Source organism: Streptomyces sp. cg40 (assembly GCF_050320165.1).
Taxonomy (GTDB): domain Bacteria; phylum Actinomycetota; class Actinomycetes; order Streptomycetales; family Streptomycetaceae; genus Streptomyces; species Streptomyces hokutonensis.
In genome coordinates this window covers 7,839,624-7,856,872 of sequence record NZ_CP190128.1, presented here as the reverse complement: position 1 = coordinate 7,856,872, position 17,249 = coordinate 7,839,624, and the positions used below count along the sequence as shown (strand labels likewise).

General features: G+C 71.3%; 18 protein-coding genes. 9 read left to right on the top strand and 9 right to left on the bottom strand.

Going from position 1 to position 17,249, the window contains the following annotated elements; all coding sequences use genetic code 11:
• Positions 1–34: 34 nt before the first annotated feature.
• Positions 35–1,414: a hypothetical protein gene (locus ACQHII_RS35395; protein ID WP_427923086.1), complete on the bottom strand. Its 1,380-nt coding sequence runs from the start codon at positions 1,412–1,414 to the stop codon at positions 35–37.
• Between the two features lie 171 nt (positions 1,415–1,585).
• On the opposite strand from ACQHII_RS35395, the gene ACQHII_RS35390 reads away from it, so the two are divergent.
• Positions 1,586–2,467: a hypothetical protein gene (locus ACQHII_RS35390; RefSeq protein WP_427923085.1), complete on the top strand. Its 882-nt coding sequence runs from the start codon at positions 1,586–1,588 to the stop codon at positions 2,465–2,467.
• Between the two features lie 43 nt (positions 2,468–2,510).
• Here ACQHII_RS35390 and ACQHII_RS35385 read toward each other — a convergent pair whose 3' ends face one another.
• Complete coding sequence (locus ACQHII_RS35385) at positions 2,511–3,422, bottom strand: SDR family oxidoreductase (RefSeq protein ID WP_427923084.1); 912 nt, start codon at positions 3,420–3,422, stop codon at positions 2,511–2,513.
• A 1-nt stretch (position 3,423) separates the two neighbouring features.
• Positions 3,424–4,197 (bottom strand): SDR family oxidoreductase, encoded by a 774-nt coding sequence (locus ACQHII_RS35380; RefSeq protein ID WP_427923083.1) that lies wholly within the window; start codon positions 4,195–4,197, stop codon positions 3,424–3,426.
• 85 nt (positions 4,198–4,282) lie between these two features.
• Here ACQHII_RS35380 and ACQHII_RS35375 point away from each other — a divergent pair, with 85 nt between their 5' ends.
• Genes ACQHII_RS35375 through ACQHII_RS35355 form a run of 5 tightly spaced genes read left to right on the top strand, consistent with a single transcriptional unit; the run spans position 4,283 to position 8,338 of the window.
• Positions 4,283–5,059 (top strand): enoyl-CoA hydratase family protein, encoded by a 777-nt coding sequence (locus ACQHII_RS35375; RefSeq protein WP_427923082.1) that lies wholly within the window; start codon positions 4,283–4,285, stop codon positions 5,057–5,059.
• Complete coding sequence (locus tag ACQHII_RS35370; RefSeq protein ID WP_427923081.1) at positions 5,060–5,908, top strand: CoA transferase subunit A; 849 nt, start codon at positions 5,060–5,062, stop codon at positions 5,906–5,908. It abuts the gene before it with no gap.
• Positions 5,908–6,636, top strand: coding sequence for a CoA-transferase subunit beta (locus ACQHII_RS35365; RefSeq protein WP_427923080.1), 729 nt, complete (start codon positions 5,908–5,910; stop codon positions 6,634–6,636). The genes ACQHII_RS35370 and ACQHII_RS35365 overlap by 1 nt, the downstream gene beginning before the upstream one ends.
• On the top strand, positions 6,636–7,700 hold the full coding sequence (locus ACQHII_RS35360) for an NAD(P)H-dependent flavin oxidoreductase (RefSeq protein WP_427923079.1): 1,065 nt from the start codon (positions 6,636–6,638) through the stop codon (positions 7,698–7,700). The genes ACQHII_RS35365 and ACQHII_RS35360 overlap by 1 nt, the downstream gene beginning before the upstream one ends.
• Positions 7,697–8,338, top strand: a complete 642-nt coding sequence (locus ACQHII_RS35355; RefSeq protein ID WP_427923078.1) for an SIMPL domain-containing protein — start codon at positions 7,697–7,699, stop codon at positions 8,336–8,338. The genes ACQHII_RS35360 and ACQHII_RS35355 overlap by 4 nt, the downstream gene beginning before the upstream one ends.
• A gap of 18 nt (positions 8,339–8,356) precedes the next feature.
• Here the strand turns inward: ACQHII_RS35355 and ACQHII_RS35350 are convergent, their stop codons facing one another.
• Genes ACQHII_RS35350 through ACQHII_RS35340 form a run of 3 tightly spaced genes read right to left on the bottom strand, consistent with a single transcriptional unit; the run spans position 8,357 to position 10,992 of the window.
• On the bottom strand, positions 8,357–9,514 hold the full coding sequence (locus ACQHII_RS35350) for an acetyl-CoA C-acetyltransferase (RefSeq protein ID WP_427923077.1): 1,158 nt from the start codon (positions 9,512–9,514) through the stop codon (positions 8,357–8,359).
• Between the two features lie 26 nt (positions 9,515–9,540).
• On the bottom strand, positions 9,541–10,152 hold the full coding sequence (locus tag ACQHII_RS35345) for a TetR/AcrR family transcriptional regulator (RefSeq protein WP_381242194.1): 612 nt from the start codon (positions 10,150–10,152) through the stop codon (positions 9,541–9,543).
• A 51-nt stretch (positions 10,153–10,203) separates the two neighbouring features.
• Entirely contained in the window at positions 10,204–10,992 is a 789-nt protein-coding gene (locus ACQHII_RS35340; RefSeq protein WP_427923076.1) for an SDR family oxidoreductase, read from the bottom strand.
• Positions 10,993–11,040: 48 nt separating this feature from the next.
• Here ACQHII_RS35340 and ACQHII_RS35335 point away from each other — a divergent pair, with 48 nt between their 5' ends.
• Both ACQHII_RS35335 and ACQHII_RS35330 read left to right on the top strand, forming a co-directional pair.
• The gene (locus ACQHII_RS35335) at positions 11,041–12,180 is read left to right on the top strand and encodes an acyl-CoA dehydrogenase family protein (RefSeq protein ID WP_427923075.1); all 1,140 of its coding nucleotides are present in this window, start codon (positions 11,041–11,043) and stop codon (positions 12,178–12,180) included.
• Complete coding sequence (locus tag ACQHII_RS35330; RefSeq protein WP_427923074.1) at positions 12,180–13,322, top strand: acyl-CoA dehydrogenase family protein; 1,143 nt, start codon at positions 12,180–12,182, stop codon at positions 13,320–13,322. Before ACQHII_RS35335 ends, ACQHII_RS35330 begins: the two co-directional genes overlap by 1 nt.
• Here ACQHII_RS35330 and ACQHII_RS35325 read toward each other — a convergent pair.
• The 3 genes from ACQHII_RS35325 to ACQHII_RS35315 are packed head-to-tail and all read right to left on the bottom strand — an operon-like array spanning position 13,297 to position 16,276.
• A complete protein-coding gene (locus ACQHII_RS35325; protein ID WP_427923073.1) occupies positions 13,297–14,946 on the bottom strand; it encodes a cytochrome b in 1,650 nt (549 codons plus the stop codon). The genes ACQHII_RS35330 and ACQHII_RS35325 overlap by 26 nt on opposite strands.
• 53 nt (positions 14,947–14,999) lie before the next feature.
• Positions 15,000–15,560 carry a HutD/Ves family protein gene (locus ACQHII_RS35320; RefSeq protein WP_427923072.1) on the bottom strand — a complete coding sequence of 187 codons (561 nt, stop codon included), beginning with the start codon at positions 15,558–15,560 and terminating at the stop codon, positions 15,000–15,002.
• A complete protein-coding gene (locus tag ACQHII_RS35315; protein WP_427923071.1) occupies positions 15,557–16,276 on the bottom strand; it encodes a vWA domain-containing protein in 720 nt (239 codons plus the stop codon). The genes ACQHII_RS35320 and ACQHII_RS35315 overlap by 4 nt, the downstream gene beginning before the upstream one ends.
• A 116-nt stretch (positions 16,277–16,392) precedes the next feature.
• Here ACQHII_RS35315 and ACQHII_RS35310 point away from each other — a divergent pair, with 116 nt between their 5' ends.
• A complete protein-coding gene (locus ACQHII_RS35310; protein WP_427923070.1) occupies positions 16,393–17,232 on the top strand; it encodes a chitosanase in 840 nt (279 codons plus the stop codon).
• The last annotated feature ends 17 nt before the right edge of the window (positions 17,233–17,249 follow it).

Genomic DNA, 17,249 nt, shown 5'->3' with positions numbered 1-17,249 from the left:
GCGGCCTGGCCGGTTGAGGCGAAGTTCTGTGCGGTCAGAGGCCGTTGGCAGCGCGGAGGCGTTCCTTCCGCGGGAGTGGAAGTCCCGGGAAGAAGTGGCCGGACCGAGGTCCGGGACCGGTCAGGCCGGCCCTGAACAGCCCGTACGTGAGCCGCCGTTGCGCCGCCGCGTGGAGTTCGTCCCGCAGCGCGCCGCCGCGCAGCACCGCGTCGGGACCGAGCAGTCCCTCCACGACGGCCAGCGCGCCGGTGGTGTCACCGTGGATGAGGCGTTCGCGGACGCCGGTGAGGCAGTCCGGGTGGCGGTGGGCGTCGTCGACGGCCTGGAGGCAGGGCAGCGGGGTGCCGGTCAGCGCGACGAGCAGTTCCTCGCGCCGGATCTCGTCCGGATCGTGGTCGAGGGGTGCCAGTACGCCGTCGACCAGCCCGATCCGGTGCAGGGCGCCCCGGCATTCGACCAGGTGCGGCTGTCCTGACCGCCCCTGAGTCCGTACGGAACCGTCCGGCCGGGGGCGATCCGGTACGAGTGCGGCGGCGACCAGCGGATGGAGCCGGCCGGCCTCGATCGCGCCGGTGCGGAGGAGTTCCAGGTCGGGCGGGACCCAGGTCGCCGCGTCGGGCAGGACCGGCAGCGGGGCGGCACCGCCGTCGGTCGGTGCCGGTTCGATCCGCAGGGTGCCCGCGGCCGGATCCGGTGCCAGGACGAACCGGTGCCGGGAACCGAACCGTACGGTGACGGGACCGGCCGTCCGCCCCTCCGCGTGGAGCAGGATCGCCGCCTCGTCCGCCCACCGGTCGACGGCGCAGTGCCACGCCTCGGGCACGGTGTCCAGCGGAGCCGGGATTGGTGGAGGTCCGTCGCCGGGCGGTCGGTCGGCCCCGGAGCGGACCCGCAGCTCACCGCTTCTTCCCGCGTCCCACAGGTGTCGGTGCAGGTCGAGGCGGAACCGTCGGTTCGGCCGGGGATGCGGATGCCGTCGGGCTACGGCGTCCCGACGGGTGCCGTCCCACAGCGCGAGGCCGATCCGCTGACCGCCGTCGGCCCAGGCCGGTGGGGTCCGCACCACCAGGTGGAGCGGGCGGGCGGCATCGTGCCTGTAGCGGGCCAGGGTGAGGGTCAGTCCCGGGCGCAGCAGCCCGTCGGGCGCGATCCTCGGCAGATGCCAGCGGAGCAGGTCGGGGGCGAGTCGGCGGAGATCGACGCGCACTTGGGCGGCCAGTTCCCGGCCGTGGGCGCGCGCGAGGGACCGTAGGTCGAGATCGACGTCGACACCGGCGGCGGCGCAGGCGCCCGCCCAGTCACCGGCGGCGCGGCGGACCGTGGCGGTCTCGATCATGGAGGGCGGCACGGCGAACTCGCGCACGTGCGGCCAGAAGGAAAGCGGGGAATTCCCGTTCGCGGTGTGAGGGAGCATCAGCACTCACCTTGCGCGGACGGGACCCCCGTTCTGTGAACAGAGTGAGTCGTCATCGCGGGGAGCATAGCCTTCTCGGCCGCGATCCGTCAGGGAATTATTGGGGGCGTGCATCCGGGCCCCTCGGCATACAGTGGATGCGGGTTCAGGGCGTCTCTGGGGGTTGTGGACGTGGCGGACGACGGACCGGTCGAGCACGGCTACCCGCATCTGGACACGGTGCGGGACTCCATCACCGCGCTCTACAAGCGCTTGTCGTACGACACCGTCCAGACGTTCGCGACCAGTGTGGCCCCCGTCGACGTGGCGTTCTGCGACACGGACGACCTGCATCTGGGGGCGCAGCGGGTGGCGCGGGAGATGGTCCGGCACTACCGGCTCCCGGATGCCCGGCTGATCGTCAGCTTCCGTGAGATGAAGCATGCGGCGAACGTCGAACTCACGGCCGGGCCCGAGTACTTCGTGGAGTTGAACGACCGGTTCCGCACCCATCGGCGGGACATCGGCGCGGCTCTCGCGCACGAGGTCATGCACGTCTATCTGCACCGCCTGGACCTGTCCTTCCCCGGCACCCGGGAGAACGAGATCCTCACGGACACGGCGGCGACATATCTCGGCGCGGGGTGGCTGCTGCTGGACGCGTATCGGGAGGACTCGGCGTCCTCCCAGAAGCTCGGCTATCTCACGCCGGAGGAGTTCGGGTACGTCCTCGCCAAGCGGGCACTCGTCTTCGGCGAGGATCCCTCCGTGTGGTTCACGAGTCCGCAGGCCTACACGGCGTACGTCAAGGGCATGGAACAGGCCCGGCGTGACGAGCAGCAGCCTCCCCTCACGGCGGCGGGGTGGGCGGGACGGCGACGCTACGCGGCCGACCGACGGCACGGGCCCGGAGTCCAGAAAGGGGTGCCGTACGCCTTCACCGGGGACGGGCACGGCAGTCTGCGGGTGTCGTTCCCCTGCCCCACGTGCCATCAGCGGATCAGGGTGCCGGTGCGGGGGCGAGTACGAGCGCGGTGCTCCTTGTGCCGGACGGTGCTGGAGTGCGACACGTAGTCGGGTGTGGCCCACTGGGACGACAGGGCAGGTCCAACCACTGCTACGCCCCGTACACCGCCCCCGGAGTCTCCGCCTCCGCCAGCAGTTTCAGCACAGCCTCTCCCGCCTCCCCCGCACCCCATCGCGCCCCCTTGTCCGTGCTGGGGCCCGCCCTCCACCCCTCCATCACGGTGATGCGTCCGCCCTCCGTCTCGAAGACGCGGCCAGTGACCCCCGCGCTCGCGGCGGAGCCCAGCCACACCACCAACGGGGAGACGTTCTCCGGGGCCATCGTGTCGAAGCCGGAGGCGGGGGCGGTCATCGTGTCGGCGAAGGTGTGTTCCGTCATGCGGGTGCGGGCCGCGGGGGCGATGGCGTTGACCTGGACGCCGTAGCGGGAGAGTTCGGCGGCGGCGACGAGGGTGAGGCCGATGATGCCGGCCTTGGCGGCGCTGTAGTTGCCCTGGCCCAGTGAGCCCAACAGGCCTGCTCCGCTGCTGGTGTTGATGATGCGGGCGGTGGGGGTGCGGCCCGCCTTGGACTCGGCGCGCCAGTGCGCGGCGGCGTGCTTGAGGGGCAGGAAGTGGCCCTTCAGGTGGACGCGGAGCACCGCGTCCCAGTCGTCCTCGTCGAGGTTGACGAGCATGCGGTCGCGCAGGTAACCCGCGTTGTTGACCAGGGCGTCGAGGCGGCCGTAGGTCTCCAGGGCGGTCGTGACCAGGGACGCGGCACCGGTGCCCGTGGCGATGTCGCCGCCGTGGGCCACCGCCTCGCCGCCCGCCGCGCGGATCTCCGCAACGACCTGGGCGGCGGGGCTGTCGGGGTCCGGGGTGCCGTCGAGGCCGACGCCGAGGTCGTTGACGACGACCCTGGCGCCCTCGGCGGCGAAGGCGAGGGCATGGGCGCGGCCCAGGCCGCGGCCCGCGCCGGTGACGACGACGACCCGGCCGTCGCAGAGAGCACTGGCACTCATCTCACGTCTCCTTGTTGGCGGTTGCGGCGTCCAGGAAGGCCGGCCGCTCCCCGCCGCCGTGGACCAGCAGGCTCGCGCCGCTGATGTACGCGGCGGCGGGGGAAGCGAGGAAGACCGCCGCGGCGCCCACGTCGGCGGGTTCGGCGAGGCGGCCGAGCGGGACGGTGCGGGAGACGGCCGCGACGGCGTCCTCGCCGCCGTAGTGCAGATGGGACGACTCCGTGCGGACCATGCCGACGACGAGGGTGTTGACGCGGACGTCCGGCGCCCACTCCACGGCCATCGAACGGGCCAGGTTCTCCAGTCCCGCCTTGGCCGCCCCGTACGCCGCCGAACCGGGCGAGGGCCGGCTGCCGCTGACGCTGCCGATCATCACGACCGAGCCCCTGGCCCGCCTGAGGTGTTCGTACGCGGCGAGGGAGGCGGTGAGCGGGGCGAGGAGGTTCAACTCGATGATCCGCGCGTGGCGTTCGGCCGTCGCGTCGACGAGCGGGCGGTACGGCGCGCCGCCCGCGTTGTTGACGAGGACATCGAGCCGGGGCAGCGCGGCGAAGAACTCCCGTACGGCGTGCGGGTCGCGCAGGTCCAGGGGGCTGAATTCCGTTCCCTCGACGGGGACTTCCGGCGGTTTGCGCGCGCAGGTCAGCACCCGGGCGCCGGCCTCGACGAAGGCTCGCGCGATTCCGGCGCCGACGCCTCGGGTGCCGCCGGTGACGAGGACGGTCCGGCCGTTCAAGGAGCGGTCGGGCGAGTTGTCCACATGAGGGTTGTCCACAGGGCCTCCCGCTCGGATTCTCCGGCTGCTAGCTTCGAAGCCTCACACCTAACAAATGTTTGGTGGAAAGGTAGCTGATGCGGCCATGGGTGTCTCCACCTCCTCCCCGGAAAACTCGTTCGCGAGCAAGGGGATCTCGATCGTCACGGTCGACTTCCCGCCGGTGAACGCGCTGCCGGTGGACGGCTGGTTCGCGCTGGCCGACGCCGTGCGCGCGGCCGGCCGCGACCCCGGCGTGCGCTGTGTGGTGCTGGCGGCCGAGGGGCGGGGCTTCAACGCGGGCGTGGACATCAAGGAGATACAGGCGCGCGGACAGTCGGCCCTGGTGGGGGTGAACCGGGGCTGTTTCGAGGCGTTCGCCGCGGTGTACGAGTGCGAGGTGCCCGTGGTGGCGGCCGTGCAGGGCTTCTGCCTGGGCGGAGGCATCGGCCTGGTGGGGAACGCGGACGTGATCGTGGCCAGCGAGGACGCCACCTTCGGGCTGCCCGAGCTGGACCGGGGCGCGCTGGGTGCCGCCACGCATCTGGCCCGGCTGGTCCCCCAGCACCTGATGCGCGCCCTGTACTACACCTCGCGCACGGCGACGGCGGCCGAGCTGCACGCGCACGGCTCGGTGTGGCGGGTCGTACCGCGCGCCGAACTGCTGCCGTCCGCGCTGGAGTTGGCGGCCGAGATAGCCGCCAAGGACGGCGAGCTGATCCGGCTCGCCAAGTCCGCGATCAACGGCATCGACCCCGTCGACGTCCGCCGCAGCTACCGCTTCGAGCAGGGCTTCACCTTCGAGGCGAGCGTCAGCGGGGTGGCGGACCGGGTGCGCGACACGTTCGGAACGACCGGCACTACCGGAGGGGAGGAGGCGTAGGTGACCGACAAGACGATGACCGCCGACGAGGTCGTCTCGCGGCTGACGAGCGGCATGACCCTGGGCATCGGCGGCTGGGGTTCCCGCCGCAAGCCGATGTCACTGGTCCGGGCGCTGTTGCGGAGCGGCATCGGCGATCTCACCCTGGTCTCGTACGGCGGCCCGGACGTCGGGATGCTGGTGGCGGCCGGCCGGGTCCGCAGACTGGTGGCGCCCTTCGTCACCCTCGATTCCATCCCGCTCGAACCGCGCTACCGGGCGGCGCGCGAGCGCGGGGAGTTCGAGCTGACCGAGGTCGACGAGGCCATGTTCATGTGGGGCCTGCGCGCGGCGGCGAACCGGCTTCCGTTCCTGCCGGTGCGCGCGGGGATCGGCTCGGACGTGATGCGGGTCAACCCCGCTCTGCGGACGGTGACTTCGCCGTACGAGGACGGGGAGACGTTCGTCGCGATGCCCGCGCTGCGGCTGGACGCGGCCCTGGTGCACGTCAACCGGGCCGACCGGCTGGGCAACGGGCAGTATCTGGGCCCGGACCCTTACTTCGACGACCTGTTCTGCGAGGCGGCGGACGCGGCCTATGTCTCCTGCGAACGGATCGTGGACACGGCCGAGTTGACGAAGGAGGCGCCGCCGCAGTCCCTGCTCGTCAAGCGGTTGCACGTGACCGGGGTCGTCGAGGCGCCCGGCGGCGCCCACTTCACGTCGTGCGCCCCCGACCACGGCAGGGACGAGGAGTTCCAGCGGCTGTACGCGACGACACCCTGGGCGGAGTTCTCCGAGCGCTTCCTCGCCGGGGACGAGGCGGACTACCGGTCGGCGGTACGCAACTGGCAGGAGGAACAGGGGTGATGGAGGTACTGCGTTCCGAATACTGCGTGATCGCCTGTGCGGAGGCGTGGCGTGACGCCGGTGAGATCCTGGCCAGCCCCATGGGCCTGATCCCGTCCGTCGGCGCGCGGCTGGCCCGGCTCACCTTCGCGCCCGACCTGTTGCTGACCGACGGCGAGGCGATGATCGTCCGTCCGGACGGGACACCGGAAGGCTGGTTGCCGTACCGGCAGCACCTCGCCCTGGTGTCCGGCGGGCGCCGGCACGTGATGATGGGCGCGAGCCAGATCGACCGGTACGGCAACCAGAACATCTCGTGCGTCGGTGACTGGGCGCGCCCGAAGCGGCAGTTGCTCGGGGTGCGCGGGGCGCCGGTCAACACGCTGAACAATCCGACGAGTTACTGGATACCGCGGCACTCCCGGCGGGTGTTCGTGGAGCAGGTCGACATGGTGTGCGGGGTGGGGTACGACCGGGTCGCCGAGCATCCGGGGACGGCCCGCTTCCACCGTATCCCCCGGGTCGTCTCCGACCTCGGTGTCTTCGACTTCGCGACCCCCGACCGCTCGATGCGGCTGGCCTCGCTGCATCCGGGGGTCACGGTGGAGCAGGTCAGGGAGGCGACCGGCTTCGAGCTGACGGTTCCGGACGAGGTGGAGGCGACCCGTGAACCCACCCCGGAGGAGCTGCGGTTGATCCGCGAGGTCATCGACCCGTCCGACATCCGGCGCAGGGAGGTGGCCGGCTGATGGAGACCGCGCTGACCAGACTGGTCGGGGTGCGGCATCCGATCGTGCAGACGGGGATGGGCTGGGTGGCGGGCCCGCGGCTGGTGTCGGCCACGGCGAATGCGGGCGCGCTGGGCATCCTGGCCTCCGCGACCATGGACACCGACCGGCTCCGGGAGGCGATCCGCGAGGTCAAGTCCCGTACGGGGGCGCCGTTCGGGGTGAATCTGCGGGCGGACGCGGCCGACGCCGGCGACCGGGTGCGGATCATGATCGAGGAAGGCGTGCGGGTCGCGTCCTTCGCGCTCGCGCCGTCCGCCGAGCTGATCGCCGAGCTGAAGGAGGCGGGTGTGGTCGTGATCCCGTCGATCGGGGCACGGCGGCACGCGGAGAAGGTCGCGGCGTGGGGCGCGGACGCGGTGATCGTGCAGGGCGGGGAGGGCGGCGGCCACACCGGGGAGGTGGCGACGACGGTGCTGCTGCCGCAGGTGGTGGACGCGGTGGACATACCGGTGGTGGCGGCGGGCGGCTTCTTCGACGGGCGGGGGCTGGTCGCGGCGCTGGCCTACGGCGCGGCGGGCGTCGCCATGGGCACCCGCTTCCTCCTCACCTCTGACTCGACGGTCCCGGACGCGGTGAAGGCGGCGTATCTGGCGGCGACGGTCAAGGACGTCACGGTCACCCGGGCGGTCGACGGCCTGCCGCACCGCATGCTCCGCACGGAACTGGTCGACGCCCTGGAGCGCTCCGGCCGTACGCGAACCCTGCTCCAGGCGGTACGCCGGGCGGCGGGCTTCCGCCGCCTGTCCGGTCTGACCTGGCGGCGCATGATCCGCGACGGCCTCGCCATGAAGCACGGCAAGGAGCTGCCCTGGAGCCAGGTCCTGCTCGCCGCGAACACGCCGATGCTGCTCAAGGCGTCGATGGTGGACGGCCGGACGGATCTCGGGGTGATGGCGTCCGGGCAGGTCGCCGGGGTCATCGACGACCTGCCGTCATGTGCGGAGCTGGTGGCCGGGATGATGGATCAAGCGGCTTCAATTGTGGGCGAGTTGGCGTCCGGCGGTGCTTCAATGCGCGCATGACGCAAACGATCCGGGAGCCCTGGGGGCTCAGTGTTTTCGGTGCGGGCAGTGTGCGGGCGGAGCCGCAACTGGTCCGGGTGCAGCTGGCGGTCAACGTACTGGAGCCCTCGGCGGACCAGGCGTTCCAGGAGGCGGACGCGGCGGTGACCCGGCTGCGCGAGGTGCTGCGCGGGCACGGGATACCCGACGCGTCGGTGTCGGGTTCCCGGCTGGGGCTCAACTCGTCCTACTCCGGGTACGGGGAGGAACGGAAGTTCCTCGGATACCGCTGCCAGGCTTCCTACGTCATCGAGACCGAGGCGCTCGACGACCTGCGGCAGTTGATCGTGGACGCGGTCGAGGCCGGGGCGCACCAGATCGACAGCGTCGACTTCGACGTACGGAACAAGCCCGCGCTGCGGGACGAGGCGCGCCGCAAGGCGGTGGCCGCCGCCCGCCGCAAGGCCGAGGTGTACACGGAGGCGACGGGCGTGCCACTGGGGCCGGTGGTACACATCCAGGATGTGGACGCCGAGTCGTACGAGTTCCGCCAGTCCCGCGGCCACGGTTCCGGGAACGGCAGTTCGCAGGGCGATCTCGCGCCGGGGCTGGTGGAGGTGTCCGCCGGAGTGCTGCTGGGCTTCTCACTCAGCGGCTGACGGCCGCCCGCTCGACGGTCACAGCCGTTCGATGATCGTCACATTGGCCTGGCCGCCGCCCTCGCACATGGTCTGGAGGCCGAACCGGCCGCCGGTGCGCTCCAGTTCGTGCAGGAGGGTGGTCATGAGTCTGACGCCGGTCGCGCCGAGGGGGTGGCCGAGGGCTATCGCGCCGCCGTTGACGTTGACCCTGTCGGGGTCGGCGCCCGTCTCCTTCAGCCAGGCGAGGACGACGGGCGCGAAGGCCTCGTTGATCTCGACGAGGTCGATGGCGTCGATGGTCAGGCCGGTCTTCTTCAGGGCGTGGGCGGTGGCCGGGATGGGTGCGGACAGCATGCGGATCGGGTCCTCGCCGCGGACGGAGAGGTGGTGGATGCGGGCGCGGGGCGTCAGTCCGTGTTCCCGCACGGCCCGTTCCGAGGCGAGCAGCATCGCCGCCGCGCCGTCGGAGACCTGGGAGGAGCACGCGGCGGTGATGGTGCCGCCCTCGACGACCGGTTTCAGGCCGGCCATCTTCTCCAGCGAGGTGTCCCGGCGCGGGCCCTCGTCGACCGCGACCGCGCCGTAGGCGACCGTCTCCCGTTCGAAGCGGCCCTCGTCGATGGCGCGCAGGGCCCGCCGGTGCGAGCGGAGGGCGAACTCCTCCTGGTCCTGCCTGCTGATGCCCCACTTGGCGGCGATCATCTCGGCCCCGGCGAACTGGTTGACGGGCTGTGTCCCGTAGCGGGCGCGCCAGCCCTCGCTGCCCGCGAAGGGGCCCTCCGTCAGGCCGAGCGGCAGGGCGGCCTGGCGGGAGGCGAAGGCGATGGGGATCAGCGACATGTTCTGGACGCCCCCGGCGACGACCAGGTCCTGGGTGCCGGAGAGCACCCCCTGAGCCGCGAAGTGCACGGCCTGCTGCGAGGATCCGCACTGCCGGTCGACCGTCACGCCCGGCACCTCCTCGGGCAGCCCGGCCGCCAGCCAGGCGGTCCGCGCGATGTCCCCGGCCTGCGGCCCCACCGCGTCCAGACACCCGAAGACGACGTCCTCGACGGCGGCGGGATCGATCCCCGAGCGCGCGACCAGCTCCCCCAGCACATGCGCCCCGAGGTCGGCCGGATGGACCGCGCCGAGCCCTCCCCCGCGCCGCCCGACGGGCGTCCGGACCGCTTCGACGATGTAGGCCTCGGCCATGTCAACTCCCCATACTTGCCCGCGAGTTACGTGCGTACGGCGATCCCGTCCAGCACCATCGACAGGTACTGCCGGGCGATCTCCTCGGCGCTGTGCTGTCCGCCGGGCCGGTACCAGGACGCGGCGACCCACACCGTGTCGCGGACGAACCGGTAGGTGAGCCGGACGTCGAGGTCGGCCCGGAAGACCTTGGCGGCGACCCCGCGCTCCAGCGTGGACAGCCACGCCTTCTCGAACTTGCGCTGCGACTCGGCGAGGAACGCGAACCGCTCCTGCGCGACCAGTTGCTTGCTCTCCTTCTGGTAGATCGCGACGGCCGCGCGGTGCCGGTCGATCTCCCGGAACGACTCGGTGACCAGCGCCTCCAGCGTCTCGCGCGGCCCGGACTCGGCGTCCAGGACGGTGTCGTAGCCGCCCCAGAGCTCGTCGAGGAAGGTGCGCAGGATCTCCTCCAGCATCGATTCCTTGGAGTCGAAGTGGTAGTAGAGGCTGCCCGCGAGCATGCCCGCGTGGTCCGCGATCTTCCGTACGGTGGTGGCGTTGTAGCCCTGCTCGGCGAAGACCTCGGCGGCCGTGTCGAGGAGTTCGCGACGGCGGGCCGGAGCGGCGGTCACCGGGGGTTTCTTCTTGGTCGGCACGGACCCATTGTCGTGCCCCGGACCCGGCCCCTCACGCAGCCTCCCGCGCCGCTACGCATGCTGGCTGCTCACGGAGACGACCTCGCCCGTCATGTACGAGGAGTAGTCCGAGGCCAGGAACACGATCACGTTGGCCACCTCCCAGGGCTCGGCGTACCGCCCGAAGGCCTCGCGGGCGGTGAGGTCCGCGAGCAGTTCGGGGGTCGTCACCTTCACCAGGTGCGGGTGCATGGCGAGGCTCGGCGAGACCGCGTTGATCCGCACGCCGTACGCGGCGGCCTCGATCGCCGCGCACCGGGTCAGCGCCATCACGCCCGCCTTGGCCGCCGCGTAGTGCGCCTGCCCGGCCTGGGCGCGCCAGCCGACGACGGAGGCGTTGTTGACGATCACCCCGCCGCCGGTCCCGCGCATCGCGCGCAGGGCGGCCCGGGTGCAGCGGAAGGTGCCGTTCAACGTCACGTCCAGCACCTTCGACCACTGCTCGTCGCTCATGTCGACGAGGTCCGAAGTCCCGCCCAGACCCGCATTGTTGACGACGACGTCCAGCCGCCCGTGCGCCGCGACGGCCGCGTCGAACAGCGCCTGCACTTGCGCTTCGTCGGTGACGTCGCACGGCAGCGCGGCGACCGCGTCCGCGCCGAACTCCCCAGCCAGCTCGGCCTCGTACTCCTTCAGCCGCCGCGTGTGCGCGTCGCTGATCAGTACACGCGCTCCCTCTTCCAGGAAGCGGCGCGCGGTGGCCCCGCCGATCCCCGCGCCGGCGGCGGCGGTGACGACGGCGGTGCGCCCCTTCAGCAGCCCGTGCCCGGGGACGTATGCCGGACTCTCGACGCCTGTCATACGGCCACGCTAACCTACCAAACACTTGTTAGGGAAGGACGGTTGGCGATGGACCTCGACTTCACTCCCGCCGAGGAGGCGTTCCGCGCCGAGGCCCGCGCCTGGCTGCGCGCGCAGGTGCCGGCCACGCCACTCCCCTCCCTGGAGACGAAGGAGGGCTTCGCCGCGCACCGGGAGTGGGAGGCCCGACTCGCCGCGGAGCGTTGGTCGGTGGTGTCCTGGCCCAAGGAGTACGGCGGCCGGGGCGTGGACATCGTGCGGTGGCTGCTGTTCGAGGAGGAGTACTACGCGGCGGGCGCGCCGGGCCGGGTCGGCCAGAACGGCATCAACCTGCTCGCCCCGACCCTCTTCGACCACGGCACGCGGGAGCAACGCGCGCGGGTGCTGCCGTCGATGGCGACCGGCGAGGTGGTGTGGGCGCAGGCGTGGTCGGAGCCGGAGGCGGGTTCGGACCTGGCCTCGCTCACCTCTCGGGCGGTGCGCACGGGCGGCGGCTGGCTGCTGAGCGGCCAGAAGACGTGGTCCTCGCGGGCGGCCTTCGCGGACCGCGCGTTCGGCCTGTTCCGCAGCGAGCCTGACACCCCGAAGCCCCAACAGGGCCTGACCTACCTGATGTTCGACCTGCGCGCACCCGGCGTCACGGTCCGCCCGATCGGCCGCCTGGACGGCAGACCGGCCTTCGCGGAACTCTTCCTGGACGAGGTGTTCGTGCCCGACGAGGACGTGATCGGCGAGCCGGGCCAGGGCTGGCGGGTCGCCATGTCGACAGCCGGCAACGAGCGCGGGCTCACCCTCCGCTCCCCCGGCCGCTTCCTCGCCGCCGCCGACCGCCTGCTCGACCTCTGGCGGGAGCAGGGCAGTTCGGCCACCACAAGGGACCGGGTGGCGGACGCCGTGATCGGCGCCCGCGCCTACCAGCTCTTCACCTACGCCAACGCCTCCCGTTTCCTCGACGGCGAGTCCATCGGCCCGGAGTCCAGCCTGAACAAGGTCTTCTGGTCCGAGTACGACATCGCCCTGCACGAGACGGCCCTCGAACTGCTGGGAACAGAGGGCGAGTTGGCGGACACCGACTGGGCCGAGGGCTATGTCTTCTCCCTCGCGGGCCCCATCTACGCCGGTACGAACGAGATCCAGCGCGACATCATCGCCGAGCACCTGCTCGGCCTGCCGAAGGGCCGCCGCTGATGCGCTTCCTCCTCGACTCCGAACAGCGGGCGTTCGCCGACTCGTTGAACGCGATGCTGACGGCCGCGGACACCCCGTCGGTCGTACGGTCCTGGAGCCGCGGCGAGCCGACGAGCGGGCGCTCGCTGTGGCGCCGGGTCGCGGGGGCCGGGGTGTTCGCGCTCGCGGTGCCCGAGGCGTACGAGGGGCTCGGTCCCCGGCCGGTCGAACTCGCGGTGGCGTTCGTGGAGTTGGGACGGCACGCGGTTCCGGGGCCGCTGGTGGAGACGGTCGCGGCGGCGGCCCTGCTGACCACCCTGGACGACCCCGCTCCGGCCAAGAGGCTGCTGCCCGCGCTGGCCTCCGGCGAGTCGGTGGTCACGCTGGCGACGGGGCGGTACGCGCTGGACGCGGACGTGGCGGACGTGCGCCTGACGGTCTCGGCGGCAGGCGGCCCGGCGAGAAGGGCTTCCGGAGAGGCGGTCGGAGAGCCTGCGGCAGCGGGCGAACTGGCGTCCGGCGCAGCCAAGTCGGCACCCGAGGCGGGCGAGTCGGCGATGGAGCGGCAGCTCGCCCCCCTGCCCGGCGGCGCGCCCTCGGCGGCCGAGTTGCGGCTCGCGCCCCCGGCGACCGTGCCCCACACCTCTCTCGACCCCGCCCGCCGGCTCTTCCCCACCCCCACCGGCGGTGAACTCCTCGCCGTCGGCCCGCAGGTGCCCGCCGCCCTGGCCCACGCCCTCACCTGGGCCCGCCTCGCCACCGCCGCCCAGGCCCTGGGCGTCGGCCTCGCTCTCCTCGACCGGACCGTCGCCTACGTCAGGCAGCGCACCCAGTTCGGGGTCCCCGTCGGCTCGTTCCAGGCGGTGAAGCATCAACTGGCCGATGCGAAGATCGCGTTGGAGTTCGCGCGTCCGCTGGTCTTCGGTGCCGCGCTCACCATGGACCCGGCCGATGTGGCCGCCGCGAAGGTCACGGCGTGCGAGGCGGCGTACAGGACCGCCCGTACAGCGCTTCAACTGCACGGTGCGATCGGGTACACCGCCGAGTACGACCTGTCCCTGTGGCTGACCAAGGCCCGTGCCTTGCGCGCGAGTTGGGGCGACCCGGGCGAATGCCGGGCCGCCGTACTAGAAAGCTTCAGTGGTGGTGATCGCCGCTCGTGAGTTCCCGGTACTCCTCCACCGTCGGCTTCGCGATCCGCGTCTCGGGGCCGAACATCGCCCTGGCGAGCCGGGCCCGGACCCGCTGCCCGCCCTTGACCTGCCGCTGCACACCGTTGGCGTCGACGAGCGGGCCGATCTCGTAGGGCGGTTCCTGTTCGTGCTGGGTGAGTCTGAACAACTCGTCCTGCGCGAGGGGTTCGTGGACCTCGACGTACTCGCCGTGCGGCAGCATCTTGATGAGGCCGGACTCGCGGCCGTGCAACACCTTGTCCCGGTCCCGGCGTTGGAGTCCCATGCAGACGCGTTTGGTGACAAGGAAGGCGACCACCGGCATCACGAAGAACGAGACCCGTACGAACCAAGTGATCGCGTTGATCGAGAGGTTGAGATGGGTGGCGACCACGTCGTTGCCGCCGCCGATCAGCAGCACGCCGTACAGGCTCAGCCAGGCCACGCCGAGTCCGGTGCGCACCGGCATGTTGCGCGGCCGGTCCAGGATGTGGTGTTCGCGTTTGTCGCCGGTGATCCAGGCCTCGATGAAGGGGTAGGCGCCGATGGCGGCGAGGATCAGCGGGAAGAGCGTGAAGGGGATGAAGACGCCCAACTCCAGTGTGTGGCCCCAGGCGTTGATCTCCCATCCCGGCATCACGCGGATGAGTCCCTCGGAGAAGCCCAGATACCAGTCGGGCTGGGCGCCGGTCGTCACCAGGTCGGGCCGGTACGGTCCGAAGGCCCACACGGGGTTGATGCTGGCGATGCCGCCCATGACGGCGAGCACCCCGAAGACGAGGAAGAAGAAGCCGCCCGCCTTGGCCATGTAGACGGGCAGGAAGGGCATGCCGACCACGCTCTTCTGGTCCCGGCCGGGCCCGGGGTACTGCGTGTGCTTGTGGTAGAAGACCAGGATCAGATGCGCGACCACCAGGCCCAGCATGATCCCCGGCAGCAGCAGGACATGGACGGGGAAGAGCCGCGAGATGATGTCGTGGCCCGGGAACTCCCCGCCGAACAGGAACATCGACATGTACGTCCCGACGATCGGCACGGACAGGATCGCGCCGTCCGCGAAGCGGATGCCGGTACCGGAGAGCAGGTCGTCGGGGAGCGAGTAGCCGGTGAGCCCGGTGATGATGCCGAGGAACAACAGGGTCCAGCCGAACACCCAGTTGAGCTCGCGCGGCTTGCGGTAGGCGCCGGTGAAGAACACCCGCATCATGTGGATGAGCATGCCCGCGATGAAGACGACGGCCGCCCAGTGGTGGATCTGCCGGATCAGCAGTCCGCCGCGCACGTCGAAGCTGATGTCGAGCGTGGACTCGAACGCCCGGGTCATCGGGATGCCGTTCAACGGCGTGTACGAGCCGTGGTAGATGACCTCGACACCGCTCGGCTCGAAGAACAGGGTGAGATAGACGCCGGTGAGGATCAGGATGATGAAGCTGTAGAGGCAGATCTCGCCCAGCATGAAGGACCAGTGGTCCGGGAAGACCTTGCGCATATTGGCCTTGGCCAGCGCGTACAGCCCGAGCCGTCCGTCCGCCCAGTCGGCGAGCTTCTCCCCCTTGCCGGCCTCACCCGGCCGCCCGCCGCCCACTGTGCCGTTCACCGATCGTGCGCCGTCCATACGTTCGCCGCCTCCCCGTCCGGATCACCCCACAGGGTGTCACGGGGGCCGGGCTAAGCCAACGGTGCGTCAGCGGGCAATGACAGCCCGATCACGGCGGTACGACCCCGCGCGTGCAGGACGGCTTCCTCGCCCAACTGCACGGCGTCATAAGGCCCGAGGGCCAGTCCGGCCACCTCGGCGGTCCCGTCCAGCGCCACGACCAGGGTGTCCGCGCCCACCCGCAGCCGCCCCCGGACGACGGCGACCGTGGGGGCCGTAGCGACCGCGCTTCTGCGCCACATGACGTTGAGGTTGACGACCGGGCCGTCCAGCAGCCGGCCGTCGGTCGGCAGGTCGCCCCTGAAGTCGCGTGGCACATAAGGGGAGTTGACGAGCACCCGCTCGCCGCCCACGGTGAGGTCCATGCCCGCGCCCTCGACGACGGTCAGGGTCCGGTCGACGTCCGGAAAGGCGGAGAACGGCCCGTCCGCGCCGACCTCGGCGAGGCTCACCCGCCAGGCGAAGTCGTCCATGCCCGAGCCCTCGGGCCAGGCGGCGATCTCCCGGGTGACACCGCCACCGTTCTTCCAGGGCACGGCAGTTCGGGCCGAGGCGGGGAGGAGGCGGGTCACTGGACGATCCCCTGTTGCCGTGCCGTCGACAGCCACTGCGGGAACTCGCCCACGAGCCGGTCGTAGAGTTCCGCGTCGGACATCTTCAGCGGGTCCGAACCGGCGTGGAAGAAGCCCGCGTTGTCGACGGCCCGCTTCTGGGGCACCGCCAACTCGTCGAGTTTGCGCAGGAATTCGAACTGCTTGCTCTTCGCGTCGCCGAAGCCGACGAACTGCCAGAACATCGGCAGCTTCGCGGCCTTGCACACATAGCGTTCCGCGGCGAGCTTGTTGATCGGGCCGCCGTCGGTCTGGAAGACGACGAGCGCGGGCTCCTTGGAGCCGCTGTCGAGGTAGTGGTCGATGACGGCGTCCATGGCGAGGTGGTAGCTCGTCTTGCCCATGTGTCCGAGTCCGGCCACTATGCGGTCGATCCGGCCCGCGTGGTCGGCGAGGGCGATGTCCGAGACGGCGTCGACGTCGGTGGAGAAGAAGACGACCGGCACGGTCCCGTCGTCGTCCAGGTGCGCCGACAGGCCCAACACCCGGTCTGCCAGCGCCTGCACGCTGCCGTCCTTGTAGTACGGCTTCATGGAGCCCGAATAGTCGACCACCAGGTAGACGGCCGCCCGCTGCCCGTCCAGCCCGTGTTTGCGGAGCGAGACCCCGGCGCTCTTGTACAGGCTGACCAGCGCGGGTGCGGTCTCCTCGACCTTGCTGAGCGAGATCGCGGCCACAGGGGCTCCCTTCGGATCACGGCGAAAGGACCGAGATTACGCCACGCAGGTCCGGCAGTCCCCATGTCCCCCCAACCCCCGGAATATGGGACGTAACCGCCCCTACTCTGGGCCCCATGAAACGCGCCGGCGTCCTGATCCTCGCCGCCGTACCCCTCGTCCTCCTCGCGGCGACGGCCTACGGCTCCTCACCCACCGCCCACGACGACCCGCGGCCCGCGCACCCGGCCGCCGCGGCGCAGCACAGAGCACCCGAGGGACTGGCCGCGCCGGCCATGAAGAACCTCGCCCAGGAGCTGGTGGCCAGCGCCGAGAACTCCACGCTCAACTGGCGCAGCGCATACGGATATGTGCAGGACATCGGCGACGGCCAGGGCTACACCGCGGGCATCATCGGCTTCTGCACCGGCACCCACGACCTGCTCGTCCTCGTCGAGAAGTACACCGCCGACCACCCCGGCAACGGCCTCGCCCGCTACCTCCCCGCGCTGCGCAGGGTCGACGGCACGGACTCCCACCAGGGCCTGGACCCCGGCTTCCCGGCCGCCTGGCGCGCCGAGGCGAAGGTCCCCGCGTTCCAGGCCGCCCAGGACGCGGAGCGCGACCGCATCTACTTCGACCCGGCGGTCGGCGAGGCCAAACGCGACGGACTGGGCCCGCTGGGACAGTTCATCTACTACGACGCGATGGTCTTCCACGGCCCGGGCACGGACGGCTTCTACGGCATCCGCACGCGCGCGATGCAGCGGGCCGCACCTCCGGCCCAAGGCGGCGACGAGAAGGCCTACTTGAGCGCCTTCCTCGACGTCCGTCGCGCCACGATGCGCGCCAAGCACCCCGGCATCGACACCTCCCGCGTGGACACGGCCCAGCGGAAGTTCCTGGATGAAGGGAACCTGGCGCTGCGTCCGCCGTTGGTGTGGAAGGTGTACGGGGAGACGTACCGCGTTCCGTAGAAACGAGGGTGGACGCG